Annotated in this window: 20 protein-coding genes; 11 read left to right on the plus strand and 9 right to left on the minus strand. The window is 67.9% G+C overall.

Annotation, left to right across the window (positions count from 1 at the left end):
• The first annotated feature begins 588 nt into the window (after nt 1-588).
• Together PSH25_RS31700 and PSH25_RS31705 are read left to right on the plus strand one after the other, a co-directional pair.
• On the plus strand, nt 589-1,656 hold the full coding sequence (locus tag PSH25_RS31700; RefSeq protein WP_238662558.1) for a pentapeptide repeat-containing protein: 1,068 nt from the start codon (nt 589-591) through the stop codon (nt 1,654-1,656).
• A 319-nt stretch (nt 1,657-1,975) separates the two neighbouring features.
• On the plus strand, nt 1,976-2,560 hold the full coding sequence (locus PSH25_RS31705) for a hypothetical protein (RefSeq protein ID WP_238662559.1): 585 nt from the start codon (nt 1,976-1,978) through the stop codon (nt 2,558-2,560).
• A 41-nt stretch (nt 2,561-2,601) separates the two neighbouring features.
• Here PSH25_RS31705 and PSH25_RS31710 read toward each other — a convergent pair whose 3' ends face one another.
• Both PSH25_RS31710 and PSH25_RS31715 read right to left on the minus strand, forming a co-directional pair.
• Entirely contained in the window at nt 2,602-3,096 is a 495-nt protein-coding gene (locus tag PSH25_RS31710) for an SMI1/KNR4 family protein (protein ID WP_238662560.1), read from the minus strand.
• A 358-nt stretch (nt 3,097-3,454) separates the two neighbouring features.
• Nucleotides 3,455-3,922 carry a YfbM family protein gene (locus tag PSH25_RS31715; protein WP_238662561.1) on the minus strand — a complete coding sequence of 156 codons (468 nt, stop codon included), beginning with the start codon at nt 3,920-3,922 and terminating at the stop codon, nt 3,455-3,457.
• Between the two features lie 438 nt (nt 3,923-4,360).
• Between PSH25_RS31715 and PSH25_RS31720 the strand changes: the two genes are divergently transcribed.
• From PSH25_RS31720 to PSH25_RS31735, 4 genes are all read left to right on the plus strand, one after another.
• The gene (locus PSH25_RS31720) at nt 4,361-5,263 is read left to right on the plus strand and encodes an SdrD B-like domain-containing protein (protein WP_238662562.1); all 903 of its coding nucleotides are present in this window, start codon (nt 4,361-4,363) and stop codon (nt 5,261-5,263) included.
• Nucleotides 5,264-5,523: 260 nt separating this feature from the next.
• Complete coding sequence (locus tag PSH25_RS31725) at nt 5,524-6,294, plus strand: IclR family transcriptional regulator (RefSeq protein WP_238662563.1); 771 nt, start codon at nt 5,524-5,526, stop codon at nt 6,292-6,294.
• Nucleotides 6,295-6,746: 452 nt separating this feature from the next.
• Nucleotides 6,747-8,177 carry an extracellular solute-binding protein gene (locus tag PSH25_RS31730; protein WP_238662564.1) on the plus strand — a complete coding sequence of 477 codons (1,431 nt, stop codon included), beginning with the start codon at nt 6,747-6,749 and terminating at the stop codon, nt 8,175-8,177.
• A gap of 125 nt (nt 8,178-8,302) precedes the next feature.
• Nucleotides 8,303-10,210: an ABC transporter permease gene (locus tag PSH25_RS31735; protein WP_238662565.1), complete on the plus strand. Its 1,908-nt coding sequence runs from the start codon at nt 8,303-8,305 to the stop codon at nt 10,208-10,210.
• A gap of 123 nt (nt 10,211-10,333) precedes the next feature.
• Here PSH25_RS31735 and PSH25_RS31740 read toward each other — a convergent pair whose 3' ends face one another.
• Entirely contained in the window at nt 10,334-10,978 is a 645-nt protein-coding gene (locus PSH25_RS31740; protein WP_238662566.1) for a TetR/AcrR family transcriptional regulator, read from the minus strand.
• A 56-nt stretch (nt 10,979-11,034) separates the two neighbouring features.
• On the opposite strand from PSH25_RS31740, the gene PSH25_RS31745 reads away from it, so the two are divergent.
• From PSH25_RS31745 to PSH25_RS31755, 3 genes are read left to right on the plus strand one after another with little or no spacing between them, the layout of a single operon-like run.
• Nucleotides 11,035-11,328 (plus strand): hypothetical protein, encoded by a 294-nt coding sequence (locus PSH25_RS31745; RefSeq protein ID WP_238662567.1) that lies wholly within the window; start codon nt 11,035-11,037, stop codon nt 11,326-11,328.
• Complete coding sequence (locus PSH25_RS31750; RefSeq protein ID WP_238662568.1) at nt 11,328-12,287, plus strand: class I SAM-dependent methyltransferase; 960 nt, start codon at nt 11,328-11,330, stop codon at nt 12,285-12,287. Before PSH25_RS31745 ends, PSH25_RS31750 begins: the two co-directional genes overlap by 1 nt.
• The gene (locus tag PSH25_RS31755) at nt 12,284-12,691 is read left to right on the plus strand and encodes a hypothetical protein (protein WP_238662569.1); all 408 of its coding nucleotides are present in this window, start codon (nt 12,284-12,286) and stop codon (nt 12,689-12,691) included. Before PSH25_RS31750 ends, PSH25_RS31755 begins: the two co-directional genes overlap by 4 nt.
• Before the next feature lie 56 nt (nt 12,692-12,747).
• Here the strand turns inward: PSH25_RS31755 and PSH25_RS31760 are convergent, their stop codons facing one another.
• Complete coding sequence (locus tag PSH25_RS31760; protein WP_238662570.1) at nt 12,748-13,692, minus strand: GNAT family N-acetyltransferase; 945 nt, start codon at nt 13,690-13,692, stop codon at nt 12,748-12,750.
• Nucleotides 13,689-14,300, minus strand: a complete 612-nt coding sequence (locus tag PSH25_RS31765; protein WP_238662571.1) for a dihydrofolate reductase family protein — start codon at nt 14,298-14,300, stop codon at nt 13,689-13,691. The genes PSH25_RS31760 and PSH25_RS31765 overlap by 4 nt, the downstream gene beginning before the upstream one ends.
• Before the next feature lie 137 nt (nt 14,301-14,437).
• On the opposite strand from PSH25_RS31765, the gene PSH25_RS31770 reads away from it, so the two are divergent.
• The gene (locus PSH25_RS31770) at nt 14,438-15,316 is read left to right on the plus strand and encodes a LysR family transcriptional regulator (protein ID WP_238662572.1); all 879 of its coding nucleotides are present in this window, start codon (nt 14,438-14,440) and stop codon (nt 15,314-15,316) included.
• Nucleotides 15,317-15,416: 100 nt separating this feature from the next.
• Here the strand turns inward: PSH25_RS31770 and PSH25_RS31775 are convergent, their stop codons facing one another.
• The 4 genes from PSH25_RS31775 to PSH25_RS31790 form a co-directional block, all read right to left on the minus strand.
• Nucleotides 15,417-16,055, minus strand: a complete 639-nt coding sequence (locus PSH25_RS31775; RefSeq protein WP_238662573.1) for a hypothetical protein — start codon at nt 16,053-16,055, stop codon at nt 15,417-15,419.
• 96 nt (nt 16,056-16,151) lie between these two features.
• On the minus strand, nt 16,152-17,051 hold the full coding sequence (locus tag PSH25_RS31780; RefSeq protein ID WP_238662574.1) for a helix-turn-helix domain-containing GNAT family N-acetyltransferase: 900 nt from the start codon (nt 17,049-17,051) through the stop codon (nt 16,152-16,154).
• Between the two features lie 27 nt (nt 17,052-17,078).
• Nucleotides 17,079-18,239, minus strand: coding sequence for a low temperature requirement protein A (locus PSH25_RS31785; RefSeq protein ID WP_238662575.1), 1,161 nt, complete (start codon nt 18,237-18,239; stop codon nt 17,079-17,081).
• A 75-nt stretch (nt 18,240-18,314) separates the two neighbouring features.
• Nucleotides 18,315-19,103, minus strand: a complete 789-nt coding sequence (locus tag PSH25_RS31790) for an SAM-dependent methyltransferase (protein WP_238662576.1) — start codon at nt 19,101-19,103, stop codon at nt 18,315-18,317.
• A gap of 145 nt (nt 19,104-19,248) precedes the next feature.
• On the opposite strand from PSH25_RS31790, the gene PSH25_RS31795 reads away from it, so the two are divergent.
• Nucleotides 19,249-19,713 carry a DUF8243 domain-containing protein gene (locus PSH25_RS31795; RefSeq protein ID WP_238662577.1) on the plus strand — a complete coding sequence of 155 codons (465 nt, stop codon included), beginning with the start codon at nt 19,249-19,251 and terminating at the stop codon, nt 19,711-19,713.
• Nucleotides 19,714-19,864 lie beyond the last annotated feature (151 nt).

The raw sequence follows: 19,864 nt of genomic DNA on the forward strand, positions 1-19,864 counted from the left end.
CCGCGCGGCCACGAGCCCGCGCGGCGTAGGGGAAGGCGGGCCGGCCGCGTCGGCGAGCTGGCGGCGGTGGCGGGGTTGCGGTTACTGCGCCTCCGGCGGGGGCGCTCGGGCTCCGAGATGGTTGCAACCCCGTCGGCGGGTTGCGGTCCGTGGGTGGTTGCGCGGACCATCCCGCCAGCCGACGACCCGGGCAAGCCGAGCAGACCTCCGCCCGACCCGCCAGCGTCCGACCGTGGGTCAAGGCCGTCTTGACGTGGCGGGCCGGGCGGCGGCCCACTCCCCAGAGGGCGGGTCGACGGCAGACGGGATGGCGAAGGTGGGGTTAGATGCGAGGGAGACGCCGGCAAGTCCCTATCTAGCATTCCGTGTGAGAAGTGGATGAAACGACTTCGTTCTTGGAAGAGGCGACTTACCGCCAAGGTTGTTGCCCAGCTATCACGGCACCGGAATTTTATTCTGCGGGCTCTATTGCTCGTGGCCGCATGTGTAGGTGTCGCCCTCGTCGTCTTCGTCATCATAGGGCCCCTTGCGCGGATTGTGGGCGGTGACGTGGTTAGGTCACTCGCAGGCAAGGAGCACGCCGACGCAATGAATAGCGTCAGGCAGACTCTGCTGCAAACCGCTGCTGGGATCGTTGCGCTCGTTGCTCTGGTTGTAACCGTCAGTACCTACAGGCTCTCTCGCAGAGGTCAACTGACTGACCGATATCTGAAGGTAGTTGCGCTGCTTGCGAGCGAGAAAATGCATGAGCGAATTGGAGGAGTGTTTGCGGCAGAGCAAATCATGGTCGAATCCGAGAAGGATCACCAAACAATAGTTGAAGTGCTCTCCTCCTTCGTGCGCGAATGGCCGGGCCATGAGGGATACCCCGATGATCGCGAACTTCCAAAATTTTGGGGCCTGGCGGGTCGGAGAAAGTCCGACGTCAAACTGCCAGCCGATGTGCAGGCAGCATTGACAGTGTTGGGAAGGAGGCCGGCGAGGCTTGAGGTGCGCGCCTTGGATCTGACAGGCGCAGATTTACGTAACGCAAATCTGAGGGAATTCAATTTTCGCAATGCTTCTCTCGTTCGTGCCATGCTAGATGATGCCGATCTGTTTGGCGCTGATCTGACCTGGGCGAACTTGCATGACGCCAGCCTTGCGTACGCAGACCTTCGAATGGGAACACTGCGTCATGCGTACATGGTTGGTTGCACCCTCAGGGGGGCATGGCTCCCTCCAGACATGCGCGACGTCTATCTAGTGGGTTCGGATTGCTCGGGGGCGAATTTTGGCGAGAATCTAGAAGGTGCTCAAATTAACGACTGCTGCTTGGATCGCGCCAATCTGCTTGGTTGCAACTTGGCGAATACCGGGTTTGCGACGACTGATGCACGAAACACACTCTTTGCGCTGGGGAGGACCGCTGACCCGAATGACATCCCCGCCAGGGGGATGACCGCCGCCCAGCTTGAGCGCGTGGCAATCAATTCTTCGACCGTCCTTCCGTACTACCTTGACCCTTCATCGGTTGGAATTCTTGTCGAGGAAGAAGGGCCCCTCGACTGGGGATCCTTGGATCCGATCTTTAATCGAATTGACGATTCGGAGGCAGAAGGTGCCGAAGTGGGCGAGGGGCGAGGCGAGGGAGCATCGGTTGAGGTCGCTGATTGAGTGATGGCCGAGGGGTCAGGGTGAGTGACTAAGTGGGTGACGAACGGGGCGGATCCCGCCGGACATCCGTGGACGCCGCCGGACGCAGTTGCCCGCGTCCGGCGCGTGACGTGGCAGGTGGGCGAGACCTGATCGTTGCCTGGGGGCCAAGGGGTCGCGGATTGACATCCATAGGAGCATCGGGATGGCGAGACCGGGTGCGATGCTTGTCGTTATTTTGTGGCCGGATGCCATGATTGCAAGGTGAGCCAATCATCAATCGCCGCCATAGCAATAATCGCCTTGCGCCCGCAGGATGTGTTAGAAGGAGGCCAGAAACGTGGCTGACATGAACACCCTCATGCAGGCGGCGGCCGTATCTGCCACTACCTCTGCCCTAGTAGCCCTCGGCGTAGAGTGGGCTGCTAAGCCGCGCCTCGAAGCTAGAAAAGATGCCATCTTGGCGAGGCGACGCTCTGAAACCGAATTGCGTCGACAGCTTCTCCGTATTAGGGAAGCGGCAATACGGCTAAATACTTTTGACGTTGAGGGAACGGTGTTCAAATATCGGTCGGTAATTCGGCGTGAGAGCAAAACCACGACGGATCGCCTAGTGGACGCTGTTCAGGTCCTTGATCTAGTCGTAACCGACCTAGCGCCGGACCTATTGCCGGACGCATACGAGCTATATACGGCGTACCTAGGTTACCTTATTGCGGCAATAGAGATCGATGAACCGTGGGAGTCGAAGAGTAGGAGTTTACTTCTTGCCACTGGAGTGGTTATTCGCGCAAACGACACCCGCGCATTCCCGAAATGGAGGCAGCGGAAGAAGTTCAAGGAAGCTTACGCGCTTATCCATGCGGAGGACTTTTCGGCCCTCGCAGATGCGGTATTCACGGATAAGTCAGATGTGGGTGCCTGAGTGGCAGACCAGGATCCTGGAGCCGACTCGTAATGCGCGACTCAGTCGTCCACGCCGTAGTCAGATTCGTCCACGAGGCCGGTCACGAAGGTCTCGAAGTCGGGAGCGAGGACCGTGATCCGGTAGTTCCACTCCTGGTCGACATGTACGACGGCCGGTTCGCCGGGCGAGCGGTAATCGAGGGCGACCATGTCGTGACCCGCTGAAGGGCAGTCGGCGATGTAGATGCCGATGTCCGGGTAGCCCCATTCCGCCGCCCAGAACCCGCTGCCGAGTTCGCCGCAAAGGCTGAACCGAGCAGTTCGACCGATCGACGCCAGGGTGTACACGCCGACGTGATCCTCCGCCCAGGAGGTTCGGCCGGGCGCGGGATGGGCGTCGCGGGCAAACGAGCCGCCGTTGTGTCGTCGGGCTAGGTCGACGTACGCGATAGGCAGCTGGTGCCCAAGCTGCGCCTCCACGGCCCGCAGAACTTCGTCGGTGAGCGGCTTCTCCAGCGGGCCGGAGTTGTCGAAGACACTTGCGGGATCGAGCACGGGTCGACGGTAGTCGGTTGGCTCAGTTCCAGACGAGTTGACAAGATCATCGGGCACAAGGCGGGCACAAGTGACACCGACAAGGGCTGTCAACTGCTGTAAGGCAGCGGAAGAACTCACCGAGGTCAGCCCGCCGATCCGCCCGATTGAGGTCGATCAGTACCAGGCCGGAGGGGTTCAGGGTTCGAGTCCCTGGCGGCCCGCTTTTCCGCAGTTCAGCGGCCCTCCATATGGCCACTGTTGCCGCGATCGGGCCGGTGCAGCAGCGCAACGCAGCGGTAGCCGCGGAGCCGTGTTGGGTTGCCTGGGGATCAAGGAGCCGTCGCAGCTCCGGCCGTCGACCTGAACCCGAGCGGGGTCAGAACGAGAAGTGCTTGACCACCGCCCAACCCCGCTCCGCGGAGCTGGCGTACAAGGCCCGTAGGTCCTCGTGGTACTGAGCCAGGCGCTCCCGCAGCTCCTCGTCGGACTCGGACGAGGGCAGTTGCCGCCACTCCTGCCACCGGTCCAGGAACGAAACTTTTGCCAGGTACGCCGCGGTCCGCGCTACTTCCGGCGGATCGAGCGTCACGTGGCCCGGCCCGCCGCCGGGGTCCGGTATGTGCCGGCCGCCGAAGACGGGGAGTTCCCGGTCGCCGCCCAGCTGCGACTGGAGCAGGTAGAGCTCGTTCAGCTGAAAGAAGCCACTTTCCAGCCATGCTGCCGTACCTGCCCGGACCCGTCGGCGCAGCTCGTCGAACTCGACATCGAACAGGGCGTCAAAACCTGCTGGGTTCACGGGCAGGTCGGCGGATTCGAGCCCTTGGAAGTAGAGCCACATACTCACTCTCGGCAAACTACCGGGCGCCACCGACACCACAGGATGTCCCAACCCGCGTTCGAGGCGGAGAGGTCGAGTTGCCTGACGATCGTCGAGACCCATGCGGGGCGAGAGTTGTCGCTCACCGATCGCTCGGGTGTGCCGGATCCCCAGAGCTCGAATCCCTACCTGAATTAGCCGGCCCGTAGGGGCGTGGGCGGTGAGCCAGCGGTCCGGGAAGCCGAGGGACGTCCTGGGACGCTACGCCTTGGCGGCATCGGGCGAGCTTCCGCTGGCCCTGAAGGCACTTGTCCGGGTGGTTGCCGTCGCCGAGCCTGCCTTCTCCGGCCGGGCGCCGCTTTGTAACGTCGGGTCGATCGGCGACGCCGGATGAATGGAGATCTTGATCTCCAGTCCCGGCCTTCGCCGTCCTGGGAGGGCCGTCACCTGCGACGTGAGGAATTTATGCGCCCTCGTTCCCTTTCCCGCTCGATTCGACGTACCTTCTCCACCTCGCTGGCCACTCTCGCCCTCGTCGGGGGCGCGGCGGCACTCGCTCCGGCCGATGCGGTGGCGGCCGGGCGACTCCAGCCCGATCTGCTCGTCGATCTGATGATGACCGACGTGCTGAATCCCGCGGAGGGCGAGACCTTCTACGCCCAGATCGACATCCGGAACTACGGCACCGGCGCGTCGGACCCGATCAGCGTCACGGTCGCGGTGCCCGCCGGGCTCGAAACCACGACCCCGTCGGTCGGTGACCCTGGCTGGACCTGCACGGCAGTGAGCACGACGAGCTACACGTGCTCGCATCCGCAACTGGCGGCTGGAGCTCGGGCGAGCCGGCTGTTCGTGCCGTTCGTCGTAGCCGGTGCGGCGCCGGGCAGCAGGGTGCCCATCACCACCAGCATCACCCCGCAACGCCGCGAAACGAGCACCGACAACAACACCGGCTCCGTCACGGTGGCGATCTCGGGCACGTGCGTCATCCGCGGCAGTGTGTGGCACGACCTTGACCGGGATGGGCAGCGCGAGGCGGATGAGCCGGCCATCGCCGGTGGCCCGGACGGCGTGTTGGACGTGAGTCTGTGGAATCGGCAGGGACAGGCCATTGGCGGTGGCTCGGCCACCGTCAACCCGGACGGAACGTGGTCGATCACCGCCCGCACCGAGCTGCTGTACGAGGTCCGGCTGGAGGCAGCCGCCACCTACGGCCGGACTGTCGCAGACGTGGGTGACGACGCCACGGACTCGGACATCGTGACCTCGTACCAGTTCGAGCCGACTCTGCTCGTCGCCAGCGCCGAGTTCCAGGCCGTGCATGGCGGAGAGTACGTGGTCGACGCCGGCCTGGTCACCCAGAGCTGAGCCCCTCGCCGCCCGCCCGAGATGTTTCGGGCGGGCGGCCGTTCGGGAAGCGCCCAGCTCAGCGCGGTCGCTGGGCCGACGGGAATCGGCAGTTGCCGCCTCGAAATGAGTTGTCATATGGCGACCTGTTGCGTCGAGGCCACTCCAACCGGCGACGAGTTCGGCACCTGGCGCCGGGCACCGACGTGGATATCCTCTTCAGGTGCTGGCCCGTGTGGAGATCGTTGACGCCGGTCCGGCACTGCGAAGGGACTATCGACATGCCCCGTGTGGTACCGGCGGTCATCCGCGCGCTCGACGTCCTCGAACTGTTCCTGGACTGCCCCCAGCTGTCGGCCCGCCAGGTGATGGAGCGGCTCGACCTACCTCGCACCACGGTCCACGAACTGCTCGTCACGCTCGAGGCTCGCTCGTACCTGATCTCCGTACCGGGTCAGCCGGTGCAGTATCGGCTCGGCATGCCGTTGTTCCAGCTCGGCGCGGCGTTCGCTGGTCGGCTTGATCTGGTTCGCGAGGCGCAGTGCGTGGCGCGGGACGTGGCGGCCGCGTGCGACGAGGCGGTCCATGTGGCCGTGCTCGACGGCGCCGACGTCATCTATCTGGTGAAGTTCGACAGCACGCACCCCGTCCGGATGGTCTCCGCGGTCGGTCGGCGGCTGCCGGCGCACTGCACGGCGGTCGGCAAGGTGCTGCTGTCGGGCCTCGATCAGGCGAGCCTGGACGCCGTTCTGACGAAGGGCGCCCTGCCGGGCATGACGCCGGACAGCATCACCGACCCGGATCGTCTCCGTGAGCATCTTGAACGGGTCCGGACGGAGAGCGTCGCGGTCGACATCGGCGAGTCTGACACCGCCATGCGCTGCGTCGCCGCGGCGATCCGGGACCATTCCGGCACGACCATCGCCGCGATGAGCCTGTCCGCGCCGATCATTCGCTGGACGCCCGAGGCGCACGTGGAGTGGACCGGGCTGGTCCGCGAGGGCGCGGCGGCGCTGTCGGCTCGGATGGGTTACCGGGCCCAGCCTCGATAGCTGGCCTCCCGTTTTCGGTTCGAAACCACATCGAAACATTGACATTCGTCTTCGCGCTGCTCTAGCGTCGCGACCACTCGATACGGTATCTCGAACTCAGTTCGAAATCTCGAACGGTGGTGGTCTCGTGGCCCGACCGAACTGCAACGTCAGCGCAGCTTCCTCGGCCCGGTCGCCGATCACCTCCACCTCGTCGCGCTACCCGGCGTGCGGCACGCGGAATCTCTCGCGCGGCTCGCTCGGCAGCCACGACGACGCGTGCGTCAGCGGACTTCCAACGGTGAGCGGCGGCCGAAGCAGGCCCGCCGCAACCCCATCAACTGCAACAGCGGGTACGCGAGCGCACTGATCGACGCGGGCGACGCGTCCGTGGTCGCCGTCATAGGGACACCTGGAGCACAAGCACGCCTTCGGCGTGCACTGGTGCGGGGAATCAGAGGAGGCGAAGGTCCATGGAGGACAACCCGGTGTGGTCCCGGCGCGGCTTTCTGGGGGTGGGGGTGGGGGTGCTCGGCGCGGCCGGCCTTGCCGCGTGTGGGGGCAGCTCCGAATCGCCCAGCAGGGTGCAGCCGGAGGTTCCGCAGGAGCTGATCGACGCTGCGGCGTCGATGAAGGGCTCCTCGATGGGCATGCTGTCGCAGAAGCTGTACTCGACGGCGGCGAACGAAGCCCTGGACAGCTCGATCAGGAAGTTCGCCGACACCACCGGAACGAAGATCGAGAACAGTCTGGTCCAGGCCGATGCCGGCGACGTGGTGGCCAAGATCCACGCCGAGGTCGAGGGCGGGGTGGCTCGCGACCTGGCGTTCATGACCGACTCGCGGTTCGTCGCGCAGTTCCAGGCGTTGGGCGACCTGGAGGACGTGACGGACGTCGTCCAGGCGCTGACCGCCAAGTTCGGCGAACCCTGCGCCGAGGCCAAGAACTTCTGCGTCTTCGACGGCAGGTGGTTCGCCATCCCGTACCACTTCATCGGGATCGGGTCGTTCCTGCGCAAGGACTGGATGCAGGACAAGGGCATCTCCCCCAAGGACATCTACAGCTGGGAGGAGCTGCGGGACCTGTGCCTGGAGATCTCCGATCCGACCAAGCGCCGGTTCGGGTGGGGCATGACGGTGAACCGGTCCGGTGACGGCAACGGCATGATCGAGGCGCTGATCAACGCCTACGGCGGGTCGATCGCCTCCAACGACGGCCGGAAGGTCACCTTCAACACCCCGGAGACGGTGCAGGCGGTGACCTTCCTCGGGGACATCTACACCAACCCCAGGTACAAGCCGATGTTGCCGCCGGGGATCGCGAGCTGGACCGACACCAGCAACAACGAGAACTGGCTCGCCGGGATCCTCGGCTACACCCGCAACCAGTTCAGCGTCTACGCGGACTCCAGGACCAAGAAGAACCCGGTGCACGCGAACACCCACGTCTTCTCCGACTGCATCGGACCGGCGACCGACAACCCCCTGCTGCTCGGCCAGTCGCAGGGCTTCGTCGTCTTCAAGGGCGCCAAGAACCCGGCGCTCGCCAAGCTCCTGGCGCAGTACCTGGTCAGCGCGCCCGCGCTGCTCGGGGTGGCGAAGGAGGCACCCGGCCTGGTGATGCCCGCCTGGGAGAAGGTCTGGGACGCCGACCCGTTCTTCACCAGCGGCGACCCCGCGTTCCCCATGCTGCGCAGGATCACTGAACTGAAGCTGCCGCTGAACACGAAGAACGGCCTGGCCTTCCCGCAGAAGGCCAGCGCGGGCCAGCAGGCCGTGGGTTCGGCCTACGTCCTCACCGACATGATGCAGCAGGTCGTGCAGGGCACGGCGCCGGCGCAGGCCGTGACGGCAGCCCACACGAAGATGGTGCAGATCTTCAACCAGCAGGGGCTGCGGCAGTGAGGTCGGTCCGTCCCGCGCGGGTCCCGGCGGCGAGGAATCCCCCGCCGCCGGGACCCGGCTCCCTCACGGCGGTCCAGCGGCGGCTGGGGCGTGACTGGCGACTGGCGGCACTGTTCCTGGCGCCGATGGCCGTGCTGGTCGGCGGGCTCGTTCTGGTGCCGATCGCCCGATCGATCATCACCAGCACCACGGAACGGCACGGGCAGGACACCGTCTTCGTCGGCCTGGACAACTACCTCGCGCTCGTCGGCGACGAGCAGTTTCACACCGGCGTGGTGAACTCGTTCGTCTTCACCGCGTACGCCGAGGTTTTCAAGGTCGTGCTGGGGCTGGCCGCGGCCCTGCTGCTGCACCATCGGCGGCGTGGGCGGGCCGTGCTGGCCGGGTTGCTGCTGGTGCCGTGGGTGGTGCCGACGGTGGTGACCGCGTTCAGCTGGCGCGCGCTGCTCGACCCGATCTTCGGCAGCGTCAACACCCTACTCACCGCCACCGGGATCGGGCCGCTGCTGGCCAGCGCGCACCTGGTCGACAGCTGGCCGGCCGGTTGGCTGTCCGACCCGTCGCTGGCCATGCCGTCGGTGATCCTCGTGAACGTCTGGAAGGGCGTGCCGTTCTTCACCGTGTGTTTCCTCGCTGGGTTGAAGGCCATCCCGGCGGACCTCTACGAGGCGGCGACCATCGACGGGGCCTCGTCGTGGCAGCGGTTCGCCCACGTGACGTTGCCCGGCCTGCGCCACGTGATCACCGTGACGGTGACCCTGTCGTCGATCTGGACGTTCAACAACTTCGACCTCGTCTGGTTGCTGACGCAGGGCGGCCCGGGCGACGTGACCGCGCCGTACGTGCTGATCGCCTACTCGAAGGCGATCCTGCAGCTCCAGTACGGCGCGGGCGCGGCGGTCACGCTCGTCATGCTGCCGATCATCGGCGGGCTGGTGTTCGTCCTGGTCCGGTTGTTGCGCCAGGACACCACCATCAAACTGCCCCGGAAACGCCGGTCAGCGCGGTGGATCGGAACCCGGCGGTGGGCCGGGACTGCACGGAAGGCCCTGCCGTGGATCGTCGCCGCGCTGGTCACCGGCCTGCTGGCCTGGGCATCGCCGCAGATCTTCTGGAAGGCCGCGGTGGTACTCGGGGTGATTCTGCTGATCGCTGCGGCGGTCGGTCGGGTGGTCTCGTCGCTGTCGTCCCGAGGCGGTCGCCGGTCGTCGTCAGTCGTGTCGGGCCTGGGTTCCTGGGTCGCGCTGGCCGGGTTGCTCCTCTTCGTGCTGGGCCCGCTGTACTGGATCGCCGTCACGGCCTTCAAGTCCGAGGGCCAGGTCGTCATGCGCACCGACGACCTGTGGCCGACGCCGTGGACTTTCGAGCAGTTCAGCGCCCTGTTCGACAACCAGCCGTTCGGCCGCTGGTACCTCAACACTCTGCTGGTGTCCGCGGCGTCCACGGCGGTGGCCCTGGTCTGCGCCGCCCTGGCGGGCTACGCGCTGGCCCGGCTCCGGTTCCGCGGGGCGCAGGGCTTCACCGTCACGGTGCTGCTCACCTACGTGATGCCGGGTGCGCTGCTGTTCATCCCGCTGTACCAGATGCTCATCGGCGCCCGGCTCACCGACTCGCTGTGGTCCCTGGTGGTGACGTACCCGACCTTCACGCTGCCGTTCGCGACCTGGCTGCTGGTCGGGTACTTCTCGTCGATCCCCATCGAGCTGGAGGAGGCCGCGCTGGTCGACGGTTGCAGCCGCATCCAGGCGTTCGGCCGGGTGGTGCTGCCGCTGGCCAAGCCCGGGCTGCTGGCGGTCGCGCTCTTCACCCTGACCAACGCCTGGAACGAGTTCCTCTTCGCCTTCGTGTTCATCACGAAGGACGAGTACAAGACGCTCCCGGTGGGGATGCAGTCCATGATCGCCGGAGACGTCGTGCCACAGGGACAACTCGCCGCAGCGTCGCTGCTCGTCAGCATCCCCGTGGTGATCATGTACGCCCTCGGGCAGCGCTTCCTCACCGAGGGGCTCACCGCGGGCGCGGTGAAGGGCTGATCGGGGCCGCTGAAACGATGGCCGCACCGGCAACGAGACGGACTCAGCCGACCGTTCGCCGCCACCGCCGCATCTCGATCACCGCTGTTCTCGCGAGATGCGGCGGCGGACCGGAGCCATTCGCTAGTCGGTGCTGACGAGTAGGGCGCCGCTCACGGTGTCCACATACCAGCGCTGGTACTGCTCCAGCCGCCATCCGCGTTGCCGAACAAGCCAGTCGAAGTTGCGGACGTCCTGAGCCAACCAGAGGATGTCGGCCACCTGTTCGACGTCCAGGTCGGGGCGAAGGCCGCCAGTGCCGACGAGTTCCGCGGCGAACATGGCCATCCCGCGGCGACGGTCGTCGATGTTCTTGCGCCAGATCTCGGCGGCGTCCGGATCGGCCGTGGCGGCGCCGGCCAGCGCGAGCATCACCTGGGCCTGCCGCGCGTTGACCTCGGCCAGGTGCTGGGCGTAGCGCGCGAGCTTGGCGCGGGGGTCGGCGAGCGCGCGGATCTCGGCGACGAAGGGCCGGTCCGGCAAGGCCACCGGTTCGTCGTCGCCGGCCAGGGTGACGTCGACCAGTTGGGACAGCAGTTGCCGCTTGCTGCCGAACACCGCGTACAGGGTCTGGACGGCGACGCCGGCTTCCACGGCGACAGCGGTCAGCGGCGTTGCCGCATAACCGGGGTCGACGAACAGCCGGCCAGCCGCTTCGAGGATTGCCCGCCGGGTCTGTCGAGCCTGCTCCTGTCGGCGGGAAGAGTCGTAACGCCTCTTGACAACCACCCGCCGAGTGTAGTGGTCTATTCGATAGAGCTTAACTCTATCGAGAGGCGGCGGCCATGCCGTTCGGTGTGTTGCAGGAGATGCCCGGCATCAGCGAAGCGGAATACCGGCAGGTCGAACGGCACCTCGGGCCCGACCGGCCGCCGGGCCTAGTCGCCCATGTCGCAGGGCCGACCGAGGACGGCTGGCGGATCATCAACATCTGGCAGGACGAAGGGGCATTCCGCCGGTTCCAGTCCGAGCGACTGGTCCGCGCTGCTGGCCTGGCGGCACAGGAGGACGGCTTCGACCCGACGAAGGCAGCCCACTTCCGTTCGATGAGCGTCGACGGCGCCGAGATGCCGTTCTGATGGCCGACACCGCCAGCCTGCGTTCCCGCAACGTTGCCTTCTGGGCGGGGGCGGCAGCTGGCTGGATTCGCCACGCCGACAGACAGGACGAGGTCGGTCGGCCGCTGGGCGCACCGGCCATGGATCGACTGGCCGCCCGGCCGGGCGAGCGGATCCTCGACGTGGGCTGCGGCTGCGGCGGCACCACCGCCGAGCTGGCGACGGCTGTCGGCGGAACCGGCGCAGCGGTGGGTGTCGACCTCGCCGAGGCGATGGTGACCACCGCCCGGCAACGATTCCGTCCGGACCGGTATCCGGGCATCCAGTTCCACGTGGCCGACATCGAGACTGTCGATGTCGTACCGGGTGGCCCGTTCGACGCGGCGTTCTCACGAATGACCCTGATGCTGCTGGCGGATCCGGTCGCCGGCTGCGCCACGATCCGGCGATCGCTGCGAACGGGCGGGCGCCTCGCGGCGACCGTCTTTCGCGACGGAAGTGTCAACCCGTGGCTGTCCGCGGCGATGCTGGGCGCGGCACCGCACCTCGGGCCCCTACCTCCGCTACCCGTAGGTGACGAGCCTGGTCCGCACTCCTTCGCGGACCCCGCGCGCCTCGCCCGAGTCCTGACCAACGCCAGCTTCACGGCCGTCACGATCACCGCGTGCGATGTCCTCCTGGAGGCTCCAGACGACGCCGATGCGGTAGCCGAATGGCTCATCGAGGTCGGCCCCGCCGGTGCCGCGTACCGAATTTCTCCGCCGGCCAGGCAGGCTTCGGCCCGAGCGGGGGCGGTCCGGCTGCTCGACCGGTTCCGTGGCCCCGGCGGCGGCTACCGGCTGCCCGCCGGCCTCTGGCTCGTCACCGCTGTCGCAGCGGCCGGACCGCCGGCGTCCGCACGGCTCAGCGACGGCCAGCCAGTCACTTCGGCCCGTCCACGGGTCACCCACAACCAGCAACCACGTCAGGGAGACGCTTGATGAGAACGATCCGAACGCTCGCGCCGGCCCTCTGCCTTGGGCTGGCTCTGACGGCGTGTGCCGACGCCGACGCGCCCCCGCCCACCGGGGCCGCGGCGCCGGACACCCCCACCGCAACCAACGCCGCGACCGGCGCAGTCGGTGCAGCTCCGGCCGGCGGCTCCGCTCCTGCGTCGGCGGAGGAGGTGTGTGCCTACCTGGATGGCCAGTTGCCGACGCTGAAGGGGATCGGGTCCGAGACGGGCGTGATGGCCAACCTCACGGTGAACCTCTATTCCTGGTACGAGAAGCAGGGTCCCGTGCCGACCGGCCGTCAGATCGACGACCAGACCCGGCGGGAATGCCCGGCGACCCGGACCGAGGTGCTGAAACTCGCTGGCATGGAGAGCTTCGAACGGCTGTAGCCGCCGCGAGGTGGTCGTGACCGCGGCGCTACGAGCTGGGTGGCGACTACCGCTGACTACCAGGCCATGTTGATGGCCCGCTCGAAGTTGACGTAACCGGCGCGGGCGAAGGCCTTTGCCATGGGTACGTTGCCCAGGTCGGTGGCCGCGCGGATGCGTGGCACGTTCTCCTCGGCCAGGACTCGGGTGCCCTCGGCGAGGAGCCCGTCGACGTAGCCGTGGCCCCGGTGTTCCGGGACGACGCCGAGGTAGGCGATCACCGGGTGGTAGGCGTTGCGGGCTGGAACGACGAACCCGACGGGGTCGCCGTTCTCGCCCAGCGTGCCGATGCGCCACCACTCACGAGGGCTGGAGTACGTGGCCAGTTCCTGCTCGTAGTGCTTGAGCGCGGCCTCGTGGGGCGACATCTGCGCCAGGTCGTTACGGCTGTGCGCGTCCAGGGTCCCGTCCAGTGCGCGGGTCATCAGTGCGACCAGCTCGTCGGTGTCCAGGGCCGGGCGGAAGGCCAGTCGCTGGTCGGGCGTGGGCAGGCCGGCCGCGGGGCGCCATTCCAGGCGTAGGCGTTCGACAGTCAGCCGTGCGCCGGTGCTCTCGAGGACGCCCATCCTGGTACGCACCGCCCGGTACGTGTCCGGGTTCTCGCGCCAGTCCGCCGGGATGAAACGGCCGTATTCGGGAGGGACCGCGCCGGCTGCCAGGACCTGCTTCGCGGCGGTCTCGTACAGCGCCTGCGCCACCTCGGTCAGGTCCTCGGCGGTGTCGTCGATGTCGAGGATGTCCAGCAGCAGCGGAGTGTTGTCGCCGCTGCGGCCCCACCAGGCGACCCTGGCCAGCAGTCGGTCGCCGCGCAGGGCCACCCACATCCACTCCGGCCGGCGGCGCTTGTCGGCGAGGTCGTCGTCGAGCTCGTGGTTGATCGTGTACGGCAGGCGGTTGAACAGGGCGATCTCGTCCGGCCCGGTGATGGGACGGATCGTGACGGTGTCATGGAACGTGTTCATGCGGACTCGTTTCCGGTCTGTGTGCGCGTGTAGGTGAGGAAGAGGGCGCCACTGTCCAGAACGGTGTGGTCGGTCAGGCGCCAGGTGCGTGGTGCGAAGACGGCGTCGCGGCCGAAGAGCGGGATGCCGGCGCCAATGGTCAACGGGGCAAGCTTGATGATCAGCTGGTCGATCTCGGGGTAGAGGGCACCTGCCAGCGCGCCGCCGCCGATCACCCAGACGTCCTTGCCGTCGTGCCGCTTCAGCTCTCGTACCGTGGCAATGGGGTCTTGGCCGATGACCTCGACGGCCGGGTCCGGGCTGCTGCCCAGCGTCCGGGAGAACACCAGGTGGCGCAGGTGCGGGTACGCGTCGGTCACGCCGGCCTTCAGGCCCACCTCGTAGGAGTGGCGCCCTTCCAGTACGGTGTCGAACCGGCTGCCCTCGTCGACGATGCCGAACGCCTGTCGGGCCGGGCCGGGCAGGGTCTCCGGGTACTCCGCGACGAGGTGGCGCAGGTAGTCGTCCGGGATGGGCCAGAAGCCGTCCGGGCCGGTGGGGTCGGCGCCGTCGGGGCCGGCGATGAAGCCGTCCAGGGTGGCGGCGATGTAATACACGAGCTTGCGCACGACGATCTCCTCGTTCAGGCTGCCGGATGCTGTTCGGCGACGACGTCCATCAGCCTGCCCGGCGAGGCACCGGGCTACAAGATCACAACTGGTAACGTGCCATAACCCTTCGCTAATAGGTGGATCGGGAACAGCACATGGAACTCCGCGACATCGAGATCTTTCTGACCCTGGCGGAGGAACTGCACTTCACCCGCACCGCCGAGCGGCTGCACGTGACCCAGGCCCGGGTCAGCCAGGCGATCAAGAAGCAGGAACGTCGGATCGGCGCTGCGCTGTTCGAGCGGACCAACCGGCAGGTGGCGCTGACACCGATCGGCCAACAGCTCTTCGACGACATCCAGCCCATGTATCAGGGGCTGTGTGACGGGATGGATCGGGCCCGACTCGCCGCGCGCGGCAAGACCGGCGTACTGCGGATCGGGTCCATCGCCGTCAATCTGCATGACTTCCGCCATCTGTTCGACGCGTTCGCAGAAGATCATCCGGAGTGCGAGGTGCAGCTCCGGCACGTCGACTTCGGGGACCCCTTCGGGCGGCTGCGCGCCGGGGACATCGACATCCAGATCACCTGGCTCCCCGTCAAGGAGCCGGATCTCACCGTCGGCCCGGTCATCTACACCGAATACATCGTGCTGGCCGTCGGGGCAGATCACCGGTTCGCCAGTCGTGAGTCGGTCTCCTACGAGGATCTGGCGGACGAGACGGTGATGGGCGGGGCCCGGCCTGACTACTGGCGGGAGATCCTGGTGCCCCTGCGCACACCCAGCGGCCGTCTGATCCGCATCGGCCCGTCCGTCTCCAACTTTCAGGAGATGATCCCGATCCTCGCCACCGGCGAAGCTGTCTCGCCCGTCCACGCCCAGGCCGCCCGCTATTACGCCCGGCCGGACATCGCCTATGTGCCCATCAGCGATGCCCCACCGGCCCAGTGGGGGCTGATCTGGCGAGCCGGCAACGAGACGGAACTCATCCGGTCGTTCGCCGGCATCGCGGCGACGACGGCGTCCCGCTGAGATGCGCGCAGGGACCTGAGCGACAGGCACCCGGACGGCCGGCCCCTGCGGTCAGCGGGTGGCCCGGCCGGCGGATTCGGTGGGGAACGAGTCGGCGAGGTTACCCGTAGACGATCTCCCGTAACGCTTCGACCCACACCACGTGGATGCGGTCCCAGCTGCGGTAGACGCTGCCGATGTAGGTGGTCTGCCGCGCCTCCATGCTCGTGGCAGATCCGCTCAGATAGAGGCGGTACAGCGCGTCGAGGTGCCCGGGCACAGCGGCATAGGGGTCCGCGGCGAGCCTGTCGAACTCACGCAACGCACGATCCTCGAAACTGATGAGACCTATCCGCTGGTTCTCCGGGAAGGGCGCCGGCCACTCCCGGTCAGACAGTTGCGACCCTTGTAGCCGCAACTCCGTCAGGGCGTCCTGCGCATCGTCGAAATCGAGGACGTGCACCAGAGGCTCACATGGCGGAAGCTGCTGGTCCCAGAGCGCCTCATGCCGCTGCCAGTCCCGGGCCGGGTGGGTCGGTTCGTACGTCGGGGCGTTGTCCAGCCAACGGCGGACCAGGTCCCGGGCTTCGTTGCGCTCTCGTTCCTCTCTGTTCCGCTTCTCCGCGACGAGCAGATCAAGGCAGGACCTGCACCACGGCGTGCTGTGTCTGCGCTCGACGTCGCTCCGCTCACCCTGCGGAATCTGGAGCCCGCAACCACGGCAGCGCTCCGACCGCCCCTCGAACAGTCGCTTGAACATCCATCGATACTTTCACGCCGGCAGCCCTTCGTCGGCAGGCCGCCGGCCAACCGGTGGACCCGAAGGACCGACGTCGCCCGAGAGCTGACCCGACCCCTATGCCGTCACCAGCCGCTTCTCGAACCAGTGGTGGGCGTAGTGCTCGGTGTTGTACGCCTCGATCTCCCGGTAACCGGTCGCCCGGTACAGGGCGATCGCCTCGGTGAGGTTGCGGTTGGTGTCCAGCCGGACGGCGGTCGCGCCGCGCTCGGCGGCGTACCGTTCCAGCTCGCCCAGCAGCCGCCGCCCGACGCCGAGCCCGCGTACGGTGTCGGCCACCCAGACGCGTTTGATCTCGGCGGGCGCGTCGGGGTGGAGTTTCACCGCGCCGCAACCGATCGGTTCGCTGTTGAGCGTGGCGAGCAGGAGCACCCCGTTGGGCGGCACGAGCGCTTCATCGGGGAGCGGTTTGCTCAGTGCGGGGTCGAACCCGTCGTCGATTCGTCGTGCGATGTCCCGGGCGTAGGCCCGCAGGCACCCGCGGGCTCGCGGGTCGCTCGGTGGGCATGGCTCGATGACGACCATCGACCCGATGAGCAGCCGTTCGACCTCGGCCATGGCGGCGACGAGTCGTTCGCGACGGTGCTCGGTGAGCGGTTCGAGGATCGAGGCGGCGAGATCGTCCGACCGCTGGTCGAGGTCGGCCCACTGGGTCCTGCCGGCGTCGGTGAGGGTGGCGACGCGGACCCGGCCGTCCCCGCCGGTCTGATCGGCCGGCCCCACGGCGATGAGGCCGTCGTTCTCCAGGGTGCGCAGGAGTCGGCTGAGGTATCCGGAGTCCAGGCCGAGCCGGGCCCGCAGCGCGGCGATCTCGGCACCGGCGGGGCCGATCTCCCACAGCAGGCGAGCCTGCCCCAGAGGGCGCCCCTGGGCCATGTACTCGTCGTCGAGCGCGCCCACCCGTTGGGTGACCGTCCGGTTGAACCGCCGCACGGCGGCAATGAGAGCCGAGTCCATATACCTGACTTTAGTCAGGCTTCTTGACTACGCGCCAGCTCGGTGACGGTAGGACCGGATGCCGGCGTGGTCCAGGACGACCACCACCAGCACCACCCCGGTGGCGACCGCGCTGACCGCCAACAGCGGCAGCCGCGGAACCGCCGCCGCACCGGTCAGCACGAACAGGGCGGCAACCCGGGGCCAGGAGAGACGCCTGTGGATCGCCATCGAGAAGAGGATCCGCCCACCGAGGAACAGCGTCGGTCCGCTCAGGATGACCAGGACCGCGGTCGTGTCGCCGGCCCGCAGGGGGTGGGCGATGCTCAGTTCGGCGCCGACGGCGGTGACCACCAGCCCGGCGACCATCACCAGGTGCAGGTATCCGGTGAGGACCCCGAGTCGGGACGGGTCGGCGTGCTCGATGGCCGGGCCGAGGCGTTGACCGGCGGGCGTGACGTAGAGCAGACCGATCAGCACCGCGTTGGCGAAGACCAGCAGGAACGCGGCGGTCTGCGCCAGGGCGAGGGCGGTGCCGGCGTACGAGAGGCCGGCGACCAGGACGACCTCGCCGAGCGCAATGATCATGATTTGTTGGTACCGCTCGGCGAAGTGCTCGCCGGCCAGGTGCAACTCCTGCGGCCCGGTCCGGCCCATCCTCGGCGTGGGCCAGCCGAGCCGGGGGCCGGTGAGGTCGACGGCGAGGGCGAGCAGCCAGAGCGGCACCCGCCACTCCGGCAGAAACCCACCGGCCAGCCACGGTACGGCGGAGATGCTGAACCAGCAGAGGATGCGCAGCGCCCGGCTCTGCCGCGGGTGACCGCGCAACGCGAGGACGGTGAACGCGCCCCGGCCGACATGCACCATGACGTACGCGCCGGCGAAGAGCAGGCCACGCCCGTCCAACGCCTGCGGGATCGCCACCCCGGCCAGCAGGCTGCCCAGCGCGGCACCGACCAGCAACCACCGCACCGCCGGGCTCTCCGGGTCGTACCAGTCGGCGAACCAGGTGGTGGTCACCCAGATCCACCAGACCCCGGTCAACAGCAGGGCGGTACTGAGCGCTCCGGCGACGCTGAGGTCGTGCAGCAGGTGGGCGGCCAGCTGACTGAGGGCGAGCACGAACGCCAGGTCGAAGAAGAGCTCCAGGAACGAGGCGCTCAGCGGCGAGTCACCGCCCCGCAGCAGCCGCTCGGGTCTGCTCGCCATCGGCGCTCCTCCCGCTGGCGCACGCCCTGCGTCCGTCGTACCACCTGAGGCCGGCCACCGGAGGCGAAAGCGGGGTCAGCGGCGGACGCCTACCCCCGCGTACCCGTGGGCGTCCACGGTCTCCGGCTCACCGTCCGGTCGCCACCGGGTGGTGGCGACCAGGCCGGGTTCCACCAGGTCGTACCCGGCGAAGAAGCGTGCCGTCTCGGCGCGCGTGCGGGGCACCAGCGGGGCGCTGCTGTTGCGGTAGACGGCCTGGCCGCGCTCGGCCAGCTCCGGCGCGATGCCGTCCAACGTCAGGTGGGACAGCACCAGGTGACTGCCGGGCACGGTGGCGTCCCGCAGCCGGGCGATCGCCGCCCACGGGTCGTCGTGGTCCGGCACGAAGTGCAGCACCGCGAGGAGCAGCACCGCCACCGGCTGGTCCAGGTCGAGGGTGGCGCGCACATCCGGGTGGGCCAGCAGCTCGTCCGGACGTCGCAGGTCGCCCCGCACGACCGCGGTGCCGGGTACGCCGGTCAAGAGCTGCCGGGCGTACCCGACGGCCACCTCGTCGTAGTCGGCGTAGACCACCCGCGCGTCGGGTGCCACGGCCCGCACCACCTCGTGCACGGCGTCCTGGGTGGGCAGTCCGGCGCCGATGTCCAGGAACTGGCGTACGCCCTGCTCGGCGGCATACCGGACGGCTCGGCGCAGGAAGTGCCGGTTGGTCTGGGCGGCGACCCCGGTCTCCGGGAAGATCTCCAGCACCCGGTCGGCGGCGGCCCGGTCGGCCGGGAAGTTGTGGCTGCCCCCGAGGAAGTAGTCGTACATCCGGGCGACGTTGGGTCTGGTGGTGACGTCAGGTGCCGGCTGGTCGGTCATGCGGGATCCCTTCGGCGGCCGGAGCGGAACTCGATGTCTAGCACCCGCGGCGACGACCCGCTGACCCCTCGTGTCGTTGATCCGGCTGCGCCCATGGTCACCGCTGACCACGGTGGGGGCACCGACTCAACGAGGAGGGACGCCGATGACGGCTCAGCGCGAGACCATGCAGGTCGACCACGATCTGTTCCGCGCCGTGTACGACTCGCCCGCATCACTGCCCGGCCGACACCGCTGGACCACCCCCGAGTCGGACGTCCGGCGGCTGGAGAAACTGCTCGGCATGCCGGCACGCAGCATCGGCGCCCCGCTCTGGGTCAGCGGCGACGAACCCGACTGCCCGAAGTGCCGCCGGCGGGTCACCTGGTACGACATCGTCTCGTCGGCGCTCTCCGGTCTGCACGACAAGGCGATGATCGCCACGGTCATCCTGGGCGAGCGCAAGTACGTCAACACCGAGATCCCGGATGCCATCGCCGGGGTGCGCTGCTCCGACTGTCACACCGCGATCGACGGCCTGCGCAGCTTCAAGTGCCACAACTGGGCGTACGCCTTCGAGGAGCTGGAGGCCGTCCGCGAGCGGATGGCCGGCGGTCTCGCGCCGACCTGAGCACGGGCCGCAGCAGCCCACGCCGCAGCGATCCAGGCCCCGGAGCCGTGGTCGGCTTGAGCCGGAGCCGCGGTCGGATCCTGACCCCGCCGAGGCGGCTCAGTCGGCCGAGCGGCGGGTGGGGCGGCGGCCGGGCGGGGAGGGCGGCTCC

Source organism: Micromonospora foliorum, from assembly GCF_022229015.1.
Classification (GTDB): domain Bacteria; phylum Actinomycetota; class Actinomycetes; order Mycobacteriales; family Micromonosporaceae; genus Micromonospora; species Micromonospora foliorum.

Bases quoted from the DNA above. Each gene is read 5' to 3' on its own strand.
- PSH25_RS31700 (WP_238662558.1), top strand. From the start codon at position 589: ATGAATAGCGTCAGGCAGACTCTGCTGCAAACCGCTGCTGGGATCGTT.
- PSH25_RS31720 (WP_238662562.1), top strand. From the start codon at position 4,361: ATGCGCCCTCGTTCCCTTTCCCGCTCGATTCGACGTACCTTCTCCACC.
- PSH25_RS31725 (WP_238662563.1), top strand. From the start codon at position 5,524: ATGCCCCGTGTGGTACCGGCGGTCATCCGCGCGCTCGACGTCCTCGAA.
- PSH25_RS31730 (WP_238662564.1), top strand. From the start codon at position 6,747: ATGGAGGACAACCCGGTGTGGTCCCGGCGCGGCTTTCTGGGGGTGGGG.
- PSH25_RS31735 (WP_238662565.1), top strand. From the start codon at position 8,303: ATGGCCGTGCTGGTCGGCGGGCTCGTTCTGGTGCCGATCGCCCGATCG.
- PSH25_RS31745 (WP_238662567.1), top strand. From the start codon at position 11,035: ATGCCGTTCGGTGTGTTGCAGGAGATGCCCGGCATCAGCGAAGCGGAA.
- PSH25_RS31750 (WP_238662568.1), top strand. From the start codon at position 11,328: ATGGCCGACACCGCCAGCCTGCGTTCCCGCAACGTTGCCTTCTGGGCG.
- PSH25_RS31760 (WP_238662570.1), bottom strand. From the start codon at position 13,692: ATGAACACGTTCCATGACACCGTCACGATCCGTCCCATCACCGGGCCG.
- PSH25_RS31770 (WP_238662572.1), top strand. From the start codon at position 14,438: ATGGAACTCCGCGACATCGAGATCTTTCTGACCCTGGCGGAGGAACTG.
- PSH25_RS31775 (WP_238662573.1), bottom strand. From the start codon at position 16,055: ATGTTCAAGCGACTGTTCGAGGGGCGGTCGGAGCGCTGCCGTGGTTGC.
- PSH25_RS31780 (WP_238662574.1), bottom strand. From the start codon at position 17,051: ATGGACTCGGCTCTCATTGCCGCCGTGCGGCGGTTCAACCGGACGGTC.
- PSH25_RS31785 (WP_238662575.1), bottom strand. From the start codon at position 18,239: ATGGCGAGCAGACCCGAGCGGCTGCTGCGGGGCGGTGACTCGCCGCTG.
- PSH25_RS31790 (WP_238662576.1), bottom strand. From the start codon at position 19,103: ATGACCGACCAGCCGGCACCTGACGTCACCACCAGACCCAACGTCGCC.
- PSH25_RS31795 (WP_238662577.1), top strand. From the start codon at position 19,249: ATGACGGCTCAGCGCGAGACCATGCAGGTCGACCACGATCTGTTCCGC.